The organism is Roseovarius albus (genome assembly GCF_900172335.1).
GTDB lineage: Bacteria > Pseudomonadota > Alphaproteobacteria > Rhodobacterales > Rhodobacteraceae > Roseovarius > Roseovarius albus.
This window is the reverse complement of the sequence record NZ_FWFX01000003.1, coordinates 55,877-71,920: the sequence shown is the minus strand read 5'-3', so window position 1 is coordinate 71,920 and position 16,044 is coordinate 55,877. Positions and strand designations below refer to the sequence as shown.

The window sequence follows — 16,044 nt, the reverse complement described above, 5'->3', positions numbered from 1 at the left end:
CAGATGAACACAGAATATGATTTTGAAGCCGGAGAAACTGGCATCGTTTATGTGCGGTCGGTAAAGGTGGAAGACCTACCTGAGGACATGCGCGAGCAGGCCGAAGGCCTGGACACGCTGTATGCCGTGCATTCGCCCGATGGAGAACGTCTGGCCGTGGTGCGTGATCGGGCTCTGGCCTTTGTTCTGGCCCGCCAGAACAATATGGACCCGGTGACGGTTCACTAAGAGTATCGGAGGCGCGAATGCCAAGCTATCCCGTCGACTGGGTCGATGCCTTTTCTGATCAACCCTTTGGCGGCAATGGCTGTGCTGTGGTGCATGATGGTGGGGTGACGGATGTCGAGACCTGCCTGAAGTTCGTGCGCGAAACATCATTGGTGGAATGCACCTTTGTTGGACCATCGGATGTGGCCGATGTGATGGTACGATATTTTCTGGCGAGCCGTGAAATTCCCTTTGCTGGTCACCCGACCATTGCGACAGTGGTGTCGCTTTTGCATCGCGGTGTGGTGAGCGGAGGCGAATTTACTATGGAAACCGGCGCGGGCATTGTTCCGATCAGGGTTGAGCGGTCTGAAGATGCCATGCCTCTGGTCTTCATGACGCAGGTTGCGCCTGAGTTTGGGCCCAAGATCCCGATTGAGGAAGTGGCGCGGATTGGCGGTATTGATCCCGAGGATATTGTCGGCCAGCCGCAACTGGTCTCTACTGGCCTGCCGTTTTGCATCACTGTGGTGAAAGATCACGAAGTGTTGCGCCGGGTGAAACTCGACAGTGCCGCGTTGGTCGGGATGGCGGAACGGCACGGATACAGTGGTACAGATATGTTGGAGCCGTTTTGGGTGACGCTGGATGGGGTGGCCGAGGCAGGTGATACTTTCTCTCGCCTGTTGCTGGCTCCTCCGAGTCCCCCGGAGGACCCCTTCACCGGATCAGCCACCGGGGCCATGGCCTCTTACCTGTGGCGGAACGGTATGATTCAAACGCCAGAATTCACAGCCCAACAAGGCCATTGGCTGGGCCGCCCCGGACAGGCTCAGGTGCGTGTATTAGGCCCTAGCGATGCTATTACTGGCGTCGAGGTGGCTGGGCAGGGTTGGCTACTGATGTCTGGCGATCTGCATTTGTAGTTAAGCAACGAATTCGTGAAAAAAATTGAAGGTTCGGGCGTGAATTTGTTCAACAGTTAGCACTGGGGAGCGGCCTATACGAAGCACACCTTGCTTCGGCTTTGACTTGACCTTATGTGCTGTGCGTTATGAACGAGGGCAGAAAGTATGCCAAACGTGGCGTTTCTGAAATACGGGGAAAAGCTGGGCCTAAGGCCGGGGAGCTTCCCGCTGGAAAAGCTGGACTGGCCTTTGGGTGAGCCAGAAGGTCTGGCGGGTAAGAGCCTGCGGGATTTGGGCCCTGAGGACCATCTAATTATGCTGCCACAAGATCTGGTGCATTTTCGCCCCGGGTTCGGGATTAAGGCTAAGGTGTCGATACTTGTGATGGAGCCCGGTGTCATCCACGGTAAACACATGCGCAAGCTGCGCTGGTCTCATCGCCTGTTTTACAAGGTGTTGACCTGCAACGAAGATCTGCTGTCCCGCATTCCCAATGGGGCGTTCTTTCCTGCGGGGGACACCTGGGCGGGGAACTGGAAGACGGCGGACCGCACCAAGACCAAAATGTGCTCGCTGATTGCATCGAACAAACGGTCGCAAGAGGGGCACAAGCTGCGCCATGACATGGTGGAGTGGATTCAGACGCAGGGTCTGGACGTCGATGTGATGGGGCGGGGATACAAGCCGTTTGAAGAAAAGATCGACGGGCTGGCCCCGTATCGATTTTCGATTGTGATCGAAAACGTCCGAGAGCGGAACTATTTCACAGAGAAACTGATAGATGCTCTCTTGTGCAGCACTGTCCCGATCTACTGGGGCTGCCCCAACATCCGGGACTTTTTTGATACAAATGCGATGATCATCTGCGAGACGGCAGAAGAGGTCCGCGTTGCTGTGCAAAACATGAGCGCGGAACACTATGAACAAGTCAGACCCGCGCTGGACGCTAGCCTTGAGACGGCGCTGTACTATGCAAAATTCAAACGCCGGGCGGCAGAGGCTGTGCTGGCCGGGTGATCACATCATCCGAATGACGGTTTTGTCGATTGCCAGAACATAACCCCGGCGGGCAATGTTTTTTACCAAAAGTTCACTGATCATCTGATTGCCCAATGTATCGCGCAGGCGTTTGATGCGAGTGGCACCGGCGGCTTCTTCGCAGTCTTCGGCTTTGCGGCCGGAAATCATTGCTTCGATCTGCGCGCCGGTTAGGACGTCATCATCCATCCGCGCCTCTGCCAAGATCGACAGTGTCTCAATCGCAGCATCAGTCAGTTTGAAGCCCATATCGTTGAGATAGGCTGTCTTTTCATCGCGGCTGATCAGCAAGGAATTGACCTGAATACCCGAGCGCTCGATCTGGGCCATGCGGCGGTTCATGGTGACGAGCATGATCAGGAACACCAGTGTCGCAATCAGCAGTGCGGCGGAAAACATCAGCAGCACGAAGATCACCATGCGATAACTGGTCAGGGTTTCGGCAAAGGCTGTTCCCGAGAGCGCAAGAATTTCCAACAATTTGATATTGGTGTCGGTGGTCAGAGCATCGTTTTCGACGAAGATTTTTTCAACCCGTGCGTTGAAGGCATTGGCATCCGGTAAGGTCAGGAACAGGAACACTGCAGCCAACGCGAGGATGGCAATGATGGCGGTAACGCCCAAAGTGACTACACGATTGCCAGTGCGGCGGGCGTCGGTGGCAGAGGCGGCAAACGGATTCATGACCATGGATTATTCTTGCTCCGTCACCGACACGATCTTGAGCAAGGTCAGGCCTTTCTCGGCCAATTGCGCCGCAAGGGTCTGGGCAGCGTTTTCCTTGGTACAGGCGCCGCTGATTTGGGTTGTTTCAAAGAACAGCTCAAGCGGGTTGTCACGCTTGGCCTTGTATTCAACGGTACAGGCGGCTTGAGCCGGTAGCACCAGGGCCACGAGAATGGCGAGGGAGAGAGCAATCTGTTTCATATCGCCAACATGCGTAAAGTGGCATGGCTATTCAATAACAAGCGGGTTTTAAGGACAAAATCGGCGGCGTTATTCGATAACATTCAGCCGATATTGCCTGTCTTGCAAAGGGTGCCCCAGTTTGATCCCAGAGCCCGGCGCGTTGTTTGGGTGAAAAAAATCAAACCTGCAAGAGGAATAAAAATGACCTATCGAGGCTTTATCGGAATGATCCTGGCAGCGGCAATTGCCGTTACAGGGGCAAGTGCAACACCTGCCCGTGCGGCTGAGGATGATGTCGCCAAGGTGGTGGTGGGCGCAGCGGCACTGGCCATACTTGGGGCTGCGATCATTTCAGCGCGGGATGATGACGATGATGCGCCTCAGCATGTCACCAATAATCACAATATATATAACAGCTATGGCGACGGCTATAACAGCCAATGGAGCAAGCCAAAGAAAAAGCATAAGAAAAAACACAGCTCGTACCAGCCTGTCAAACGCCCAAAACTGCCCGAGGCCTGTCGCATTTACCGCGATACCAAGAACGGTCGGCGATTTGGCTATAATGGCCGGTGTCTAAAGCGGAACTATTCCGCCTTTGATCACCTGCCAAGACATTGTGCCAAAAAGGTTGAAGGGTATCGAGGAAAAATTTGGCGGGAAAACTGCCTGAGTCAGCACGGGTTCCAACGGGCGAAGGCCAAGAAATACAAACACACACAAAAGCACTCACACACCAAACCGAACTTCAATAAAATCGATTCATCCAGCCCCTGGGTGCAGGGCCGTCGGTAACACAAATTAAAACACCATGAAAATCGAGCAGGGGAAGGGGGGCCATTGGCCCTCCTTTCTTTTGGAAAGTCTGCCGCTTTGCAATTGCGGCCGGGCTGTGGTTTGACGGTGTTATGAGCAAACCTGATTTTTCCTATGAAACCGAAGCACTGAAACGCGGTGCGCGATGCGTCGCAGGCGTTGATGAAGTGGGGCGCGGGCCATTGGCCGGGCCGGTGACGGCAGCCGCGGTGGTTCTGGATCCAAGGCGTATTCCCGAAGGATTGAACGATTCCAAGAAATTGACACCGAAGCGGCGTGAGATGTTGTTCGACGTTTTGATGGAATGCGCGGATGTGTCCGTGGCGCATGCAAGCGTCGAAGAGATTGATGAGCTTAACATCCTACGCGCTTCGCATCTGGCAATGGAGCGGGCGGTGGCCGGATTGAAAACTACGGCGGACTATGCCCTGATTGATGGCAATATGATCCCGAAGGATTTGCCAGTCAAAGCGCAGGCGGTGATCAAGGGTGACGCGGTTTCTGTGTCGATTGCCGCGGCCTCGATTGTGGCAAAAATCACACGTGATCGGATCATGGAGGACTTGGCGCAACAGTTTCCCGGCTATGGATGGGAAAGAAACGCCGGTTACCCGTCAAAACAGCACAAAGAGGCGCTTCAAAGTCTTGGGGTGACCCCACACCATAGACGTTCGTTTAAACCGGTACACAACATCTTGTATCAAGAACATTTTATAAGTGATTGATTCAAAAAAGAAATTGACGCCGAATCGGGTTTGAATCATCTTAGTTGTCAAGAACCAGAGCGCAAAAAGCGCCGGGAAACGAGGCAGCACATGACGACGAAGACCAAAGCGAAGAGCGTAAAAACGCTCCCATTGAACACGATTCTGGATGGCGATTGCATCGAAATGATGAATAGCCTGCCGGAGGCATCCGTTGACCTGATTTTTGCGGATCCACCGTATAACCTGCAGTTAAAGGGTGATTTACATCGCCCGGACAACAGTCAGGTCGACGCAGTTGACGATGCCTGGGATCAATTTGCCTCTTTTGAAGCCTATGACCGGTTTACCCGTGATTGGCTCAAGGCGGCGCGTCGCCTGCTCAAGCCAAATGGGGCGATCTGGGTGATTGGTTCCTATCACAATATTTTCCGCGTTGGTGCGGCCCTGCAGAACGAAGGATACTGGATCCTGAATGATGTGATCTGGCGCAAATCTAACCCGATGCCGAATTTCCGGGGTAAACGTTTCACCAATGCGCATGAGACGATGATCTGGGCCAGCAAGGAGGAGGGTGGCAAGTACACCTTTAACTATGAGGCGCTGAAAGCCTTGAACGAAGGCATTCAGATGCGTAGCGATTGGGTCCTGCCGATTTGCACGGGGCACGAACGTCTAAAGGACGAGAACGGGGACAAGGCCCATCCGACCCAAAAACCTGAAAGCCTGCTGCACCGCGTGTTGGTTGGGTCGACCAATCCGGGCGATGTGATCCTGGATCCGTTCTTTGGCACCGGTACAACCGGGGCCGTGGCCAAGATGCTGGGCCGGAATTTTATCGGCATTGAGCGCGAGGCTGCGTACCGCAAAGTCGCGGAAAAACGCATCGCCAACACCCGCAAGTTTGACCGCGAAGCATTGCAGGTCTCGGTCAGCAAGCGCGCTGAACCCCGCGTGCCTTTTGGCCAGTTGGTTGAGCGTGGCATGCTGCGACCGGGCGAAGAGTTGTATTCGATGAATGGACGTCACAAGGCCAAGGTTCGTGCCGATGGCACGCTGATCGGGGATGACGTTAAAGGCTCAATCCACCAGGTTGGGGCGGCACTGGAAGGCGCGCCAAGCTGTAACGGCTGGACTTACTGGTGCATAAAGCGCGAGGGCAAGCCAGTATCGATCGACATCTTCCGTCAACAGATACGCGCAGAGATGGCCGAACGCCCAAACTGAGCACAATAGAATAACAAGGTGTTACCGCCGGTGCCTGTGCCTGACACAGGGCACTTACCTTGCCCCGCCCTTTGGCGGGGCTTTTTTGGTTTCGGCGCGGTCAGAGATAAAGCTGTGACTTAGCAAGAGCGCGGTTCAATACCGGCTGGGCCAGTGCTGATGTAGGTCGTCGATGATGATTGCATGGCGGTGCTCGCCGCTCCCATGGCGCTGCAAATGCGGATGGTCAGGGGATAGTTCGGGGTGGGTGTGCGGCAGGAGGACAGGTTCATTCGAGGGCCAGAATCGCCACGCGACAAAGATACCAAGGATACACAGCGCGGCGAGTACAAGGAAAGTTGTCGTCAGTCCCATTTGCGTGGCCAACCATCCGGCCAGAGGATAGGTCAGAAGCCAGCAGGCATGACTAAGGGAAAACTGTGCGGCAAAGACTGCGGGGCGGTCCTCTGCTCTGGCGGAAGTGCGCAGCAGACGACCGCTGGGGGTTTGCACCAGACTGAAACCAAAACCGATGACCAACCATAAAAGTGCCAAGTGCATCAGAGTTATCGCCAACGGTCCGACAATTAATCCAAGGCCCAGCAATCCCGCACCTGTGAACATCACCGCTCTGTCTGGCAGGATGTGCAGGAGTTTGGGGAGTAGGAGCGCAGCCGTCATGGAACCACCACCGAAAGCTGCAAGCGCGAGAGCAACATGTCGTTCACTTAGTGCCATCTGGCCTTTGACGATCAGTACGGTGTTGACGATCACCATTGCGCTTGCCGCAGCTACAGTAAGGTTCAGGCCCAACAACCCGCGTAACCGGGGCGTCGCGAGGTAGATGCGAAGCCCGCGGGTGGTGCGCTCCCATACTGGGCGGTGCGGCGTCGGGCGTGGGGCAGGCAGGGTTGCGCTGAGCACCAGCAGCGCGGAGGCGGCAAAGCCGATGACGGTGCCTGAGAACAAGACCTCAAAGCTGACGATGGTCAGCAAAGCAGCAGCAAGCATGGGTGAGAGCAGGCTTTCCATGTCATAGGCCATGCGCGAGAGAGACAGGGCTTTGGTATAGTCCTCCTCATCCGGTAGGACATCGGGGATGGTGGCCTGAAACGTGGGGGTGAACCCGGCTGAAGCCGCCTGCAGCAGAAAGATCAAAACGTAGATCTGCCAGATCTCAGTTACAAAAGGCAGGCAAAATGCCACGGACGCACGGATGAAATCAAGTACGACCAGCATGGTGCGGCGGGGGACTTGCGTGGCGAATGCAGCTGCAATCGGAGCAAGCGTGACATAGGCAATCATCTTGATCGTCAATGCAATGCCCAGAACAAGGCTGGCCTGATCTCCGGCAATGTCCCAAGCGAGAAGGCCAAGTGCCACGGTGGCCAGCCCGGTGCCAATCAGAGCGATGATCTGCGCCATCAGCAGGTGGCGGTAGGTCCGGTTGGCGAGTACGGAAAACATGGACTGACCTTATGCCGGATCGGGTGGGTCGTTAAGTGTCTCACGCCAGACCATGTAGAGGCCGGAACCGAGGATTAAGGCGATGCCGATCCATGTGCCACCATCGGGCCATGTATTGAAAAAGGTGACCCCCCAGAAGATCGCCATGGGCATTGCAATATATTCCATCGGGGCGACAAAGGCAGCCTCGCCCAGACGAAAGGCTTGCGAGATTAGGAAACTGCCCATCATGCCGGTTGATCCCAGCAACAAGAATGTCAGGTAGTCGGCGGGGTCAACAGCAGTCCATGCGCGAAACAGGAGTTCCAACGCTGGGATGCTGGAGGCGGCCATGCGGCCATCGCCCAATGCAAGCCCTACCAGACTGGCCACGAGAACCAGCGACAGTTGGGTGTAGATTGCCATGGTGGCCGCGCTTTCAGTTTGCCCGATGCGGCGTGCAATGATGTGCATGCAGGAATACAGTGTGGCTGCTAAGATCGGAAAGATCGAGGCAATCTGAAACACCTCGGTGCCGGGGCGAATGATGATCAGTACCCCGATAAGGCCAATGATCACGGCGGCCCAGCGGCGCGGCCCGACGGTTTCGCGCAGGATAAAGACCGACATCAGAGTGATGATCAAAGGGGAGACAAAGAAAATAGCAACTGCATCTGCAATGGGTAGCGCCCAAAGGCCGAGAAATAGGAAGGTATTTGCGAGAACCGCGCACATGCCACGTAGGGCCAAGGCACTGGGGCGCCGTGTGCGGAAGACTCTGAAGCCGCCATTGAAGGGCATGACGAAGGCAAAGAATGTTAACGTGCCGATGCAGGCGCGGATCAACACCACCTGATGCAGAGCATAGTTATCCGAGAGTTGTTTGATCCACAGGTCATTGAGGGAGAAGCAAAAAACGGCAGCCATGCCGAACATTGCCCCCAAAAGGTTGGCGCGTCGGAGGGCCGCGCTCATCCTTGCGCTGCGGCGCTGCGCACCGCGCGTTCCAATGCGTTGAGAAACCGCGAGCGGTCGGCCTTGCCAAAGGGTTTGCCACCGCCTCCCTGTCGAAACGGATCTGCCGCGCGCAGATCCGTCATCAGATCCCGCATCGCCAGTTGTTGACCAATATTGGCCTGGGTGAACGCCTCGCCGTTGTGGCGCAAAACCTGCGCACCGTTTTCAATGCAACGGGCGGCCAGGGGGATGTCACCGGTGATGACGATGTCGCCTTGCTGAGCACGATCCGCGATCCACATGTCGGCGATATCGGGCCCGTCGGGCACGATCACGTTTTCCACCAGCGGATTGGCCGAGGGGCGCAGGCCGCCGTTGGAGACGACGAACATCTTCAACTTATGGCGGGTTCCGACTCGTTCGACCTCGGCCCGGACAGGGCAGGCATCGGCATCAACATAGATCATGCTGCCCTCTTTTGTGACTACTACTTCTTTTTCTTGGAGTCGCGTTTGACTTTGTATGCCTCGGGGATCGGCATGCGGTTGAAGGCATCCAATCCGGCGATCTTATAGGCTTCAGCCAGCGTCGGGTAATTGAACGTATTCTGGACGAAGTAATCTACCGTGCCTTTGAGGTTCAGCACCGCTTGTGCGATATGAATGAGCTCTGTTGCACCCTCACCTACAATCTGTACGCCCAGAACCCTGCGGGTTTTCAGGCTGAACAGCATTTTTAACATACCCTGTTCCAGACCCATGATGTGCCCGCGTGAGGTTTCGCGAAAACGGGCGACGCCCACCTCATAGGGGATGCCGCGTTCCTGTGCCTCTTCCTCGGACATGCCGCAGGTCGAGATTTCTGGCACTGAATAGATGCCATAGGGGAACCATGGGCTTTCGGGCAGGGTAGGGGTTTCCAGTGCATGGCAGGCGGCGATTCGGCCTTGCTGCAATGACGTTGAGGCCAAGGAGGGGTGGCCGATGACATCACCGGCCGCATAGATATGCGGAACATTGGTCTGATAGGTTTTGCGATTAACGTCCAGCCGGCCGCGGTGATCGGTTTTCAAGCCGGCGGCTTCGGTATCAAGCTTGACCGTGGCCCCCATGCGACCGGCAGCGAAGAGCAACATCTCTGATCGGATGTGGCGACCATTGGAAAGCGTGACCTCGACATGTTCGCCCGCATCTTCGATGCTTTCAATCGCCGACCCCAGGCGCAGGTCAACACCATTGTCGCGGATCTGATGGGTGAATTCCTGAATGATGGTGCGGTCGATGAAATCAAGGAAGCTGTCGCGCGGCTCGATCAGCGTGACACGCACATCAAGTGCCGAGAACATGGTGGCGTATTCAACGCCAATCACGCCTGCACCAATGACGATCAGACTGCGCGGAATGCGTCCCAACTCGAGAAACTCATCGCTGTCCACAACAGTGGAGCCATTGAATGGTACAGTATCAGGACGATAGGTTTTGGTTCCGGTTGAGATCAGGAACTTATCGCCTGTCAGAACCGTGGTTTCCCCCGCCTCAGTGGCGACTTCGATCGTGTTTGCGTCAAGAAACTTGGCCATGCCCAGCAGGGTTTCGACATGGTTACGGTTAAACTGGTGCTCCAGCACATCGACCTCGTAATCGAGGGTCTTATGCAGGCGCATCTTGAGGTCTTGCGCCTCGATATCGTCTTTGACGCGGTATGATCTGCCGTAGAAGCTGCGCTCGCGCCAGCCCGAAAGGTTCAGCACGGTTTCGCGCAGGGTTTTCGATGGGATGGTCCCAGTGTGCACCGACACTCCACCCAGACGGTCCTTGCGGTCGATCACCAGCACCCGGCGTTTGAGTTTGCCGGCCTGAATGGCGGCAGAACGTCCCGCGGGGCCAGAGCCAATAACGATCAGATCATAATGCGACATGGTTTACCCCGTATACAAAGCCTCGGCATGGAAGGTGACGTGGTCTTCCATGAAGGTGGAAACAAAGAAATAGCTGTGATCATAGCCTGGCTGCATGCGCAGCGTGGCCTGCTGGCGCCGGGCAGCGGAGGCTTCGAACAGGCTTTCGGTTTTCAGCAGGTCGCCGAATTGGTCGTTGGTGCCGGTGTCGGTCAGGATTGGCCCCTCAAAACCTTTTTCGCGCATCAGGAGCGAGGCGTCATGCGCCGCCCATGTGCTCTCGTCGTCGCCAAGGTAGGCCGACAGCTGCTTGCGACCCCAGTCGCTGGCGGTGGGGTTACAGATTGGCGAAAATGCAGAGACCGATTTGTAACGGCCGGGAAGGTTCATCGCAAGCGTCAGCGCGCCGTGCCCCCCCATGGAGTGGCCGGTGATGGCCTGACGATCAGCATCAATGGCGAAATCCGATGTGATCAGGTTTGGCAGCTCTTCGGCGACATAATCCCACATTTTAAAATGCGGCGCCCAAGGGTCTTGTGTGGCGTTGACGTAGAACCCAGCGCCTTGACCTAGGTCATACGCCTCATCATTGGCCACACCGTCGCCGCGTGGGGAAGTGTCCGGGAAAACCAATGCGATACCTTGTTCTGCTGCCCAAGCCTGTGCACCAGCCTTGGTCATGGCGTTTTCATGGGTGCAGGTCAGACCGGACAGATACCATAGCACCGGAACCGGGCCGTCCTTGGCCTCGGCGGGTTGGAACAAGCCAAAGGTCATGTCGCAATTGCAGGCGTCAGAGCTATGAGTGTAAACCCCTTGAACACCGCCAAAGCAGGCATTTTCCGAGACGATTTGCATGGTGAAACTTCCCCTAGGTTATATGTTCCGAGCACAGTCAACATTTTAAGGGGTCTGTGACAACCCCTGACATCGGTCGCTATTGTCAATAAATCAGCGTTACCCATCCGATTACCAGCGACACTGTGATCAAAGCAAGCGTTGTGGAGATTAGGATCGAGGCGGACACTCGCTGCGGGGCGACGCCATAGTGTTGTGCCAGAATGTAGACGTTTCCGGCCACGGGCAGGGCGGAGGCGGCAATCATGACCGAGGCGGCGTACGGATCGACGGAGAAGATGGCGAGCGCGGCGATGGCCACTGTGGCGGGGTGCAGGAGCAGCTTGCAGGTTGACAACCACCCGGCCACAAAGGGGCGTTCCGCGGATTTTGACGCCAGCGAGGCCCCGATGGCGAAAAGCGCGCAGGGTGTGGCGGCCCCGCCGAGAATAGCAAGAAAATCGTTCATCGGCCCTGGCACAGGCAGCTCTAATGCCGACCAGATCAGGCCGAGGCTGATGGAGACGATCATCGGGTTTTTCAGTAGGCCTATCGTGACGCTGCCCAGAATGCCGATGGACATCCGACCATCGCGTGATCCGGTGATCAGGATGACAATTAGCGAGCCGAACACGATCAGATCGACAGCCAGTACCAACATGACCGGCCCGATGGCCTCGGCCCCCATCAACAGCGTCAGCATCGGTACGCCCAGAAAGCCGACGTTACCGATGACTGCGCATTGTGCCTCGACTGCGGTTTCTTCAACATTCACCCCGCGCAGATAGGCGATGACGCTGGCCAGAATATAAACCGCGGCCGTGCCGCTGAGGTAGGCAAGCACGAAGTTCAGATCGAACAGTTCGGCCAACGAGAGATTGGCGGCAAATCGAAAGAGCATCGCCGAGAGGGCGAAGTAAAATACAAACCGGGTGAGATAGGCAGTTGCCTCGGCATTAAAAAAGCCGGTGCGTCCGGCCCCGAACCCCAGTCCGATCATCAGGAAAAACGGCAGCGTCTGGAAAAAGATATCCTGCATGAAATATCTGTTAACACGGTGGGCCACAAAGACAAATCAGAAACCATTGCACAATTTCTGCGTTTGCATCTGGCGCCAGTGGCGGCTAGCAAAGAGGATATGGCAAAGTCGCGTAAGTCAAAGAAATCTCGCAAAATCCCTCGTATCCGTCCGATACGGTTTCTGCGTCGCTGGGGCATTCGGATCACGACCCTGTGCGCGGTCGTTGTTACGGGTGTGGTCGTGGCGCATCGATGGGTCACGCCACCCGAAACTTACTATATGGGGCAAGAAGAACGAAGATTGGGCAAGATTTCCTACCGTTGGGAAGACATCGATGATGTGGCGCCGGTGATGACACGGTCGATCGTGGCGGCAGAAGATGCAAATTTCTGCAACCACTGGGGCTTTGACATGAATGCGATCCGCGACGCGATTGAGGATGGAGGTGGGCGTGGGGCTTCGACCCTGTCGCAGCAGACGGTCAAAAACACATATTTGTGGCACGGGCGCAGTTGGCTACGAAAAGCCCTCGAGGCTTCGATCACCCCGTTGATGGAATTGGCTTGGGACAAACGGCGGATCGTCGAGGTCTATATGAATGTCGCAGAATTTGACGACGGTGTCTTTGGTGTGGGCGCGGCATCGCGGCATTACTTTGGTGTGCCCCCGTCAAAGCTGGATGCTCGGCAGGCGGCCTTGTTGGCGGCGGTGCTGCCAGACCCCAAGGATCGCTCGGCAAAACACCCAAGTGATTGGATGAAGAAACGCGCCCGTTCGATCATGGACGGGGCGGCAACAATTGACCGGGATGGCCGGGCAGATTGTTTCGAGGATTGAAAAAGTTGTTCAATCCGGGCATTGAGAATGAGATTTGAGATTTTCCAGAGATTGCCATGGCCAAGCTGTATCATGTTCCGCTGTCCCCGTTCTGCCGCAAGGTGCGCCTGTCGTTGGCGGAAAAGCGGATTGAATGCGAGCTGACCGAGGAACGGTATTGGGAGCAAGATCCGGATTTTTTACGCCGTAACCCGGCAGGCAAAGTGCCGGTGTTGAAAATCGACGGCATGACCATGGCGGAAAGCAGCGCCATTTGCGAATATCTGGAAGAGGCATACCCAGATCCGCAGTTGATGCCAAAAGACCCCAAACAGCGCTACGAAGTGCGCCGGTTGGTGAGCTGGTTTGATGACAAGTTCCATCATGAAGTCACCTCAAAGCTGGTTTATGAGCGCGTCAACAAGAAAGTCATGAAAAAGGGCTTTCCTGACAGCACCAACGTCAAAGCCGGGGCCAAGGCGATCAAATATCACTTGGATTATATGGCATGGCTCTTGGACCGTCGCCGCTGGTTGGCGGGGGATGTGATGACCCTGGCCGATTTTGCCGCTGCCGCTCACCTGAGTGCGCTGGATTATATCAGCGATGTCGACTGGAATCGCTCGGAGGTGGTCAAAGATTGGTACGCCAAGATCAAATCCCGCCCGGCCTTCCGGCGAATCCTCACTGATCAGGTGCCGGGTTTCCCTCCTCCAGCGCATTATGCGGATTTGGATTTTTGAAAGTTACCCAATGCGCTGAAGCGTTGGTTGCATCGATGCTGAAATATTCGATTTTCGGAACGACGGCAATGCGGACAAAATGGACTTTTGTAATGGCTGAGTTTATCTCCGCGAATGCTTGGCATAGTAAGAAAGGCCGCCATTTCTGATCGGCCTTTCCAGAACAGATGCTTTCCTTAAACGAAATTTGTTACAAAGACGGCGGCCACGACCACAGTGAGCGTGATGGCGATTGAAGTAAGCCGACTCAGGAAAGTTGAATTCCGGTGCGTAGCAGGCTTGACTTGATAGCTTTGAGCCAGGTCGTCGATGTTCAATTTGTGAAGTAGTGGGTTTTGGTCGTACATTTTTTGTTTCCTTCAAGTTTTCGTTGTACCTGCCTCCTATTTTGGCGATGCTGCGTTCTGACGGTGTGATATGCGGCGTTCCGAATTCGTAAAATCGGGCAAGCCAATCATAAAAAACGCACCGATAACGGTGTGATCGATTGGAAAAAGAAAAAAAATACGCTTTTCGCTTGTTGGGCACTCCGTCGATCATAGATCGAACTGGCCATACCATTCAGTTGACAACGCAGAAGAGTATGGCCCTTCTTGCCATGATTGCGACTTCGTCTAGCACCGGGCTGCGTCGAGAACTAGCGGCGGCAACGCTTTGGAGCCGAAGCCCCGAGGCTCAGGCCCGTACAAATCTGCGCCAAGCATTGTCGATTTTACGAGCCACGACGGGGGAAAACATCATTCTGTCAAAAGGTGAAATGCTGGCGGTGAATCGGGATTTGGTTTCGCTGGATATTGATGCGCTGGACGACAAGGCCTTTGATCTGGACGAAAATATTACCGGTTTCGGGGGGCCATTTCTTGACGGGCTTTCGATAAATGAACCGCCTTTTGAAGAATGGCTGGCTACAAATCGAGCCAATTACGGCAGAATAGTGAGAGATATCTTGTTTGATGTCGGCAACTTCGCCTTAGAGTCGGACCAATCAAAACGGGCGCTGCAGGCAGCAGACCGTATATTAACCCTCGATCCATTCGAGGAAGCTGGTATGGCGCTATGTTTGAAGGCGCTTGCAGCGAATGACGAGCGCAGCCAAGTGCAAATCAGATTTGACGAATTTGAGTGCTTGCTTCGAAGCGAGCTGAACTTAGAAATCAGTTCGGATTTGGTCACCCTGAAGACGAAACTGTTAACTGTCGCTGACGAGCAGGTAAACAAAACGACGGCAATAAGCGTTCCCTCGATATTGGTATTGCCGTTCAAAACACTCAGCGATGTTCCCGAACATCGGTATTTTTCGGAAGGCCTAGCAGAGGATGTCATCACACAACTGTCAAAGTTTTCAACGCTTGGGGTTCTGTCAGGTCAAGCAAACTTGTCCGAAAATGCTACAGAAGATCAGCTTTCGCGGGCGGTAAAAAACGGCGCGGATTACCTATTGACGGGCAGCGTGCGCTGGCTTGGAGAACGGTTTCGCTTGTCAGTGGAGTTGATTGAGGTTGCGAGTAGATCAGTCAAATGGGCAGAGCGATTGGACCGCAAGATATCGGATTTGTTTGACCTTCAGGATGACGTGTCACGTTATCTTGTTGGTGCGATCCCATATCGAATTGAAGAGGATGTCGCAGAAAAGGCCGAGAAAAAATCTGCTGAGCAATTGCAGGCTTACGAGTTGATGATCCTTGGGAAGCGATTGCGCGATACCTTGAGCCTTGAAGGCAATCTGGAGGCCAGAAGCCTCCTAGAGCTTGCGGTAAAAAAGGATCAGGGCTTAGCCCGGTCACACATGTATCTATCAGACAGCTATGTTGTACAACACTGGTTTGGTCAGCTGGACGCGAGCGAGAAAGAGAAAGCGCTTTATCATGCCCGCCGGGCTGTGGCGCTGGATCGGTTTGACGTTCACATTCAGGACCATCTGGGCTTCGCCCTTCACACCATGGGGCATTGGGACGCGGCCGAAGCGCAAATAAGAAACGCGTTATCTTTGGCTAAGAATGAAATCGAATCCATGTCCTGGTGCGGATATGCGCTGTTGATGTTGGGAAGACACGACGAAGCTGCTGAAATCATCCAAGCCGTGGCCAAACGGAGGACGACGTTACCGCCAACTTTCGAGTGGATACTGGGGCAGCTTTTTTCGTTTCAAGGCCGCGACGCGGAGGTTGTTAGTACGCTAAATGGCGCATCTCTTTTAAATTCCACAGGGCTTGCGTTTCGAGCTGGGTCACAGGCTCGATTGGGAATGCTTAAGGAAGCGCAGTTTACTCTCGCGGAATTCAAAGATGCACGCACTCGAGATCAGCGACTGTCAGGAATGAAGGTTGGCGCAAATACAATCGAAACTGCTCTGGGTGAACACCGTGTCTTGTGGCGCCGAAAAGAAGATTGGGAGCATATCGCTCAGGGCCTTCGTTTGGCTGGCCTGCCGGATTGATAGATCGCAAAAACTTCGGCCCCCAAGAACGTCAGTGTCCGCTTTGTCCGCCGCTCAATACGGGCAATAAAACTCTAAGCAGGTGATGGTCTCGATCGCTTC

The 16,044-nt window shown here is 55.0% G+C and carries 17 protein-coding genes; 9 read left to right on the top strand and 8 right to left on the bottom strand.

The annotated features are described in order from the left end of the window. Positions 1 to 3 precede the first annotated feature (3 nt). From ROA7450_RS05700 to ROA7450_RS05690, 3 genes are all read left to right on the top strand, one after another. Positions 4 to 228, top strand: coding sequence for a DUF1150 family protein (locus ROA7450_RS05700; RefSeq protein ID WP_085804731.1), 225 nt, complete (start codon positions 4 to 6; stop codon positions 226 to 228). A gap of 17 nt (positions 229 to 245) precedes the next feature. Further along, positions 246 to 1,133 carry a PhzF family phenazine biosynthesis protein gene (locus ROA7450_RS05695; protein WP_085804730.1) on the top strand — a complete coding sequence of 296 codons (888 nt, stop codon included), beginning with the start codon at positions 246 to 248 and terminating at the stop codon, positions 1,131 to 1,133. A 147-nt stretch (positions 1,134 to 1,280) separates the two neighbouring features. Continuing rightward, positions 1,281 to 2,132 carry a glycosyltransferase family 10 domain-containing protein gene (locus tag ROA7450_RS05690; protein WP_085804729.1) on the top strand — a complete coding sequence of 284 codons (852 nt, stop codon included), beginning with the start codon at positions 1,281 to 1,283 and terminating at the stop codon, positions 2,130 to 2,132. Here ROA7450_RS05690 and ROA7450_RS05685 read toward each other — a convergent pair whose 3' ends face one another. Continuing rightward, on the bottom strand, positions 2,133 to 2,837 hold the full coding sequence (locus ROA7450_RS05685) for a winged helix-turn-helix domain-containing protein (protein ID WP_085805037.1): 705 nt from the start codon (positions 2,835 to 2,837) through the stop codon (positions 2,133 to 2,135). Between the two features lie 9 nt (positions 2,838 to 2,846). Beyond that, positions 2,847 to 3,080, bottom strand: a complete 234-nt coding sequence (locus ROA7450_RS05680; RefSeq protein WP_085804728.1) for a hypothetical protein — start codon at positions 3,078 to 3,080, stop codon at positions 2,847 to 2,849. Positions 3,081 to 3,263: 183 nt separating this feature from the next. On the opposite strand from ROA7450_RS05680, the gene ROA7450_RS05675 reads away from it, so the two are divergent. From ROA7450_RS05675 to ROA7450_RS05665, 3 genes are all read left to right on the top strand, one after another. After that, positions 3,264 to 3,857, top strand: a complete 594-nt coding sequence (locus tag ROA7450_RS05675) for a hypothetical protein (RefSeq protein ID WP_085804727.1) — start codon at positions 3,264 to 3,266, stop codon at positions 3,855 to 3,857. A 113-nt stretch (positions 3,858 to 3,970) separates the two neighbouring features. Next, positions 3,971 to 4,603 carry a ribonuclease HII gene (gene rnhB / locus ROA7450_RS05670; protein ID WP_085804726.1) on the top strand — a complete coding sequence of 211 codons (633 nt, stop codon included), beginning with the start codon at positions 3,971 to 3,973 and terminating at the stop codon, positions 4,601 to 4,603. A 90-nt stretch (positions 4,604 to 4,693) separates the two neighbouring features. Further along, positions 4,694 to 5,809, top strand: a complete 1,116-nt coding sequence (locus tag ROA7450_RS05665) for a site-specific DNA-methyltransferase (protein WP_085804725.1) — start codon at positions 4,694 to 4,696, stop codon at positions 5,807 to 5,809. 135 nt (positions 5,810 to 5,944) lie between these two features. Here ROA7450_RS05665 and ROA7450_RS05660 read toward each other — a convergent pair whose 3' ends face one another. The 6 genes from ROA7450_RS05660 to ROA7450_RS05635 all read right to left on the bottom strand — a co-directional run bounded on the left by ROA7450_RS05660 (position 5,945) and on the right by ROA7450_RS05635 (position 11,964). Then, a complete protein-coding gene (locus tag ROA7450_RS05660; RefSeq protein WP_085804724.1) occupies positions 5,945 to 7,255 on the bottom strand; it encodes an MFS transporter in 1,311 nt (436 codons plus the stop codon). Positions 7,256 to 7,264: 9 nt separating this feature from the next. Continuing rightward, complete coding sequence (locus tag ROA7450_RS05655; protein ID WP_085804723.1) at positions 7,265 to 8,209, bottom strand: DMT family transporter; 945 nt, start codon at positions 8,207 to 8,209, stop codon at positions 7,265 to 7,267. Beyond that, positions 8,206 to 8,658 carry a YaiI/YqxD family protein gene (locus tag ROA7450_RS05650; RefSeq protein ID WP_085804722.1) on the bottom strand — a complete coding sequence of 151 codons (453 nt, stop codon included), beginning with the start codon at positions 8,656 to 8,658 and terminating at the stop codon, positions 8,206 to 8,208. The genes ROA7450_RS05655 and ROA7450_RS05650 overlap by 4 nt, the downstream gene beginning before the upstream one ends. A 20-nt stretch (positions 8,659 to 8,678) precedes the next feature. Next, positions 8,679 to 10,109 carry a Si-specific NAD(P)(+) transhydrogenase gene (gene sthA / locus ROA7450_RS05645; RefSeq protein ID WP_085804721.1) on the bottom strand — a complete coding sequence of 477 codons (1,431 nt, stop codon included), beginning with the start codon at positions 10,107 to 10,109 and terminating at the stop codon, positions 8,679 to 8,681. Between the two features lie 3 nt (positions 10,110 to 10,112). Beyond that, positions 10,113 to 10,946 carry an S-formylglutathione hydrolase gene (gene fghA / locus ROA7450_RS05640; RefSeq protein ID WP_085804720.1) on the bottom strand — a complete coding sequence of 278 codons (834 nt, stop codon included), beginning with the start codon at positions 10,944 to 10,946 and terminating at the stop codon, positions 10,113 to 10,115. Between the two features lie 85 nt (positions 10,947 to 11,031). Then, a complete protein-coding gene (locus tag ROA7450_RS05635) occupies positions 11,032 to 11,964 on the bottom strand; it encodes an AEC family transporter (RefSeq protein ID WP_085804719.1) in 933 nt (310 codons plus the stop codon). A gap of 99 nt (positions 11,965 to 12,063) precedes the next feature. On the opposite strand from ROA7450_RS05635, the gene mtgA reads away from it, so the two are divergent. The 3 genes from mtgA to ROA7450_RS05620 all read left to right on the top strand — a co-directional run bounded on the left by mtgA (position 12,064) and on the right by ROA7450_RS05620 (position 15,942). Then, positions 12,064 to 12,783 (top strand): monofunctional biosynthetic peptidoglycan transglycosylase, encoded by a 720-nt coding sequence (gene mtgA / locus ROA7450_RS05630; RefSeq protein ID WP_085805036.1) that lies wholly within the window; start codon positions 12,064 to 12,066, stop codon positions 12,781 to 12,783. A 56-nt stretch (positions 12,784 to 12,839) separates the two neighbouring features. Then, on the top strand, positions 12,840 to 13,505 hold the full coding sequence (fzlA, locus tag ROA7450_RS05625) for an FtsZ-binding protein FzlA (RefSeq protein ID WP_085804718.1): 666 nt from the start codon (positions 12,840 to 12,842) through the stop codon (positions 13,503 to 13,505). A gap of 583 nt (positions 13,506 to 14,088) precedes the next feature. Further along, a complete protein-coding gene (locus ROA7450_RS05620) occupies positions 14,089 to 15,942 on the top strand; it encodes a BTAD domain-containing putative transcriptional regulator (protein WP_085804717.1) in 1,854 nt (617 codons plus the stop codon). Positions 15,943 to 16,044: the final 102 nt, after the last annotated feature.